Annotated in this window: 4 protein-coding genes; 1 reads left to right on the top strand and 3 read right to left on the bottom strand. The window is 67.3% G+C overall.

The window, feature by feature from the left end:
• The 3 genes from meaB to WAW17_RS13090 all read right to left on the bottom strand — a co-directional run.
• Positions 1-779 (bottom strand): methylmalonyl Co-A mutase-associated GTPase MeaB (gene meaB / locus WAW17_RS13080; protein ID WP_422333397.1); only part of this gene is annotated, 779 nt, incomplete at its 3' end.
• Between the two features lie 35 nt (positions 780-814).
• Entirely contained in the window at positions 815-1954 is a 1140-nt protein-coding gene (locus WAW17_RS13085) for a thiolase family protein (RefSeq protein ID WP_422333394.1), read from the bottom strand.
• Positions 1947-3389, bottom strand: coding sequence for a class I adenylate-forming enzyme family protein (locus tag WAW17_RS13090; RefSeq protein WP_422333395.1), 1443 nt, complete (start codon positions 3387-3389; stop codon positions 1947-1949). The genes WAW17_RS13085 and WAW17_RS13090 overlap by 8 nt, the downstream gene beginning before the upstream one ends.
• 53 nt (positions 3390-3442) lie before the next feature.
• Here WAW17_RS13090 and WAW17_RS13095 point away from each other — a divergent pair.
• Positions 3443-4189, top strand: a 747-nt coding sequence (locus tag WAW17_RS13095) for an SDR family NAD(P)-dependent oxidoreductase (RefSeq protein ID WP_422333396.1), incomplete at its 3' end; no start/stop codon positions are given.

Raw genomic sequence — 4189 nt, forward strand, 5'->3', positions numbered from 1 at the left:
GGATGGGTCCGCAACCGGGTCTGCGCCAGAGAGAGAATCTGGGACCGGGCCCGGGCGGTCCGCCGAGCGAGAGTATCTGCACGCTGGTGGGCGTCGATCGCCTCGACCAGTTCGGACACACCCTTGCCGCGGGCCGCGATGAGGGTGAGGATCGGAACGTGGGCTTCGGCCCGCAGGTCCCGGACGGTCTGGTCGGCACCGTCGCGGTCGGCCTTGTTGACGACAAGGAGATCCGCAACCTCCAGCAGGCCCGCCTTGGCAGCCTGGATCGCATCTCCCGCACCGGGATTGAGGATCACGATGGTCGGATCGGCAATGGCCGCGATCTCGATCTCGGATTGCCCGACACCGACCGTCTCCAGCAGGATCAGATCGTAGGACAGCGCGGCGAGTAACCGGACCGCCGCAGGCACCGCCGCGGCGAGCCCACCCAGATGACCGCGAGTCGCCACCGAACGAATAAGCACATCGGGGTCGTTGATGTGCTCGGCCATCCTGATCCGGTCGCCGAGCAGTGCGCCACCGCTGTAGGGCGAGGACGGGTCGACGGCGAGCACCGCCACCCGCAGGCCCCGCTTCCGGTACGCACCGACGAGCGCTCCGATGGTTGTCGACTTACCGGCGCCGGGCGGCCCCGTCACGCCGACGACCCGGGCGGGAACCGCATCGAGCGAGTCGAGCACTTCCGCACGGCGGCTGCTCTCGACCAGGCTGAGCAGCCGCCCCGCCGCGCGCACCGAACCAGCGCGCGCGGCGGAGATCAGCTCCGGAACACTCAGCGTTGCAACGGCATCACCCGCGGGGTGGAGACGAGTCACGGCGCGGGGACCTCGATGACCGTGGCCGATCCCATTCCTCCGCCCGCGCACATTGCCGCGACCCCGATGCCGCCACCACGACGGCGCAATTCGTGCACGAGCGTCACCAGCATCCGCGCACCCGTCGCGGCGACCGGGTGTCCGAGGCTGCAACCACTGCCGCTGACGTTGACCTTGTCCGGATCGATGTCGAGCAGCTTGATGGTGGCGACACACATCGCCGCGAACGCCTCGTTGATCTCGAACAGATCGACATCGTCGAGTGAAATACCTGCGCGCGAGAGGGCTTTCGGGATCGCTTGCACCGGTGCCAGACCGGTCAGCGCGGGGTCGATACCGACCGACGCCCACGAGCGGACGGTGGCCAGAGCGGGCAGTCCGAGACGGTCGCTCGCGATCGATAGAACAGCAGCGGCGTCGTTACCTCCACTGGCGTTGCCCGCGGTGATGCTGAAGCCTTCGATTTCGGGGTGGATCGGTTTCAGCGAGGCCAGCTTCTCCATAGTGGTGTCCCGACGGGGATGCTCGTCGACGGAGAAGAGACCGTGGGGTGTCTCGATGGGAACGATCTCCTCCTTGAACCGGCCCTCGTCGATGGCCTGCACGGCGTTGCGGTGCGATCTGAACGCCCAGGCATCCATGTCCTCGCGGGTCACGCCCGCCTTGACAGCCGCGTTCCATCCGACGGTGATCGACATGTCCATGCCCGGGGCATTCGCCTGTTCGGGGTGGGTGGGCGGGAACCACGGCACCCATTCCCCGTCCAGTTTGAGAACCGATCTCGGCGCGGTGGATGCCGAGTTGACGCCACCGGCGATGACGAGTTCATCCATTCCTGCCCGGATGCTCGCCGCCGCGCTCTGTACCGCGGCCAGACTAGCGGCACAATGCCTGTTCTGTGCCTGCCCGGGTACCGTCGTCAGCCCGGCCTTGATCGCCGCGTGCCTGGCCACCACGCCACCGCCGTAGAGGCCTTCACCGAGGATCACGTCGTCGATCAGACTCTTGTCGAGGTCTTCCGCGGCGGCGGCGACGACGTGGTGGGCAAGTTCGTATGCGGTGGTGTCGCGCAGCGTTCCCTTGACAGCGGTACCGATGGGGGTGCGCAACGCGGAAACGATGACTGCTTCAGGCATGGGTATTCTCCAATTCGGCCACAAGCTTGCGGCGCAGTAGTTTTCCTGTTTCGGTCTTCGGTAGTTCGGTGCGGAACACCACGGTGTCGGGCGTCTTGGAAGAGCGCAGCCGCTCTTTGACCCACTGCGTGATCTCGGCCGGGTCGACGTTTCCGACGAGGACGGCCACGATGCGCTGTCCCCATTCGGCGTCGGGTACTCCGATCACCGCAGCCTCGGAGATCTCGGGATGGGCGAGCAACACGTCCTCGATTTCCGCCGGTGCGATGTTCTCGCCGCCACGGATGATCGTGTCGTCGGCGCGTCCCTCGACGAACAGATAGCCGTCCGCGTCGAGGTGGCCGAGGTCGCGGGTGGCGAACCAGCCGTCCGCGTCGAGCACGCTGCGTCCGCCGTACTCACCGGAGATCTGCTCACCGCGCACGAACACCAGTCCGGACTCCCCGGCGGCCACCGGATCACCCTCCACTGTGCAGACCCGGATCTCGATGCCCGGCAACGGCCGGCCGACCGAGCCGAGCCGCTCTCGCACAGCCGGATCGCTGGACGCGATCGCGGCGCGATGATCGTCGGGCGAGAGAACCGCCACCGACGATGCGGTCTCGGTCAGACCGTAGGCGTTGACGAAACCGGTGTCGGGAAAGCTCCGCAGTGCCTTCTCCAGAACCGGCCTCGGTGTCCGCGCTCCGCCGTACGCCAGGCTCTGCAGCGTGGGCGTTGCCGCATCGGCGTCCTCGCCCAGTTCCGCGACGATGCGCGCCAGCATCGTCGGAACCAGCATCGCGTGGGTGATTCCCTCGCGCCGAACAGTTTCGAGCCAGCCGTGTGCGTCGAACGCCGCCAGGTAGACCACGCGGCGGCCGGTGTACAGGTTCGACAGCAGGTTCGTCAGACCGGCGATGTGATACGGCGGAACCGCCACCAACGCCGCATCCGTTTCCTCGGCCGAGGCGAACTCCATCGTGTTCAGCACGTACGCAAGCAGGTGCCGATGGCGGAGTACCGCCGGCTTGGGGTCGGCCGTGGTCCCGCTCGTGTAGATGATCACGGCGACGCTGTCGCCGTCCCATGGCGCCGTCTCCACCTCTTCGGGTGCCGCCTGCGGCGGATCGTGGTCGACGAGTGCGTCGAGGTCCTCCGAGCGCAGGATCACGGCGCCGGGATGGCGGTCGTGCAGGGCGGTCAACTGCTCCTCACCGAGCCGGTAGTTGAGTGGCACGAACGGGACGCCGGCCAGAGCGGCCCCGAACAGGGCGACCGGATAGCCGAGATGGTTGACGCCCTGATATAGAACGGCCGGACTGTCCCGGAACCGATCAGCGGCGCGGCGGGCGAGGTCGAGGAGTTGCGGGGCTGTCAGCGAACGATCGTCGACGGTCACGACCGCCCGATCGCCGTTCGCTGCGGCCATCTCTAGGATCATTGCTATGTTCATGAGAACATTATTCTCTCAATAAGAGAGCACAAGTTGCAAGGAGGGAAATCGAGATGCAGATCAACGGTAGTTCCGCAATCGTCGTCGGTGGCGCGGGCGGCCTCGGCGAGGCCACAGTCCGCCGTCTTCACGGGGCCGGAGCGAAGGTAGTTGTCGCCGACCTGGCCGACGACAAGGGCAAGGCACTGGAGGACGAGCTGGGCGTCCGCTACGTGCGGACCGACGCCATGAGCGAGGAGTCCGTCAACGCGGCGATCGCCGAAGCCGAGTCCCTGGCCCCGCTGCGGATCTCGGTGGACACGCACGGCGGCCCGGCCGGCGGCGGCCGACTCGTCGGCAAGGACGGAAGCCCGATGGCACTGGATGCGTTCACGGTGACGATCCAGTCCTACCTGACCTCGTCGTTCAACGTGATGCGCCTGGCCGCGGCCGCGATCGCGAGGCAGGAGCCGCTCGATGAAGGCACCCGGGGCGTCATCATCAACACCGCCTCCGTCGCAGGCTACGAAGGCCAGATCGGGCAGCTTCCCTACTCCGCCGCAAAGGGGGGCATCATCGGCATGACCCTCGTGGCGGCCCGCGACCTGTCCCCGCTGGGCATCCGCGTCGTGACGATCGCCCCGGGCACCATCCTGACACCCGCCTACGGCAAGTCCGGCGATCAGCTCGAGGCCTACTGGGGCCCCCAGGTCCCGCACCCCAAGCGCATGGGCCGCCCCTCCGAGTACGGGGCGCTCGCCGCCTCCATCATCGAGAACGACTACCTCAACGGCGAGGTCATCCGACTCGATGGTGCACTG

Source organism: Rhodococcus sp. (in: high G+C Gram-positive bacteria) (assembly GCF_049286785.1).
In the GTDB taxonomy this organism is placed as follows: domain Bacteria; phylum Actinomycetota; class Actinomycetes; order Mycobacteriales; family Mycobacteriaceae; genus Rhodococcus_F.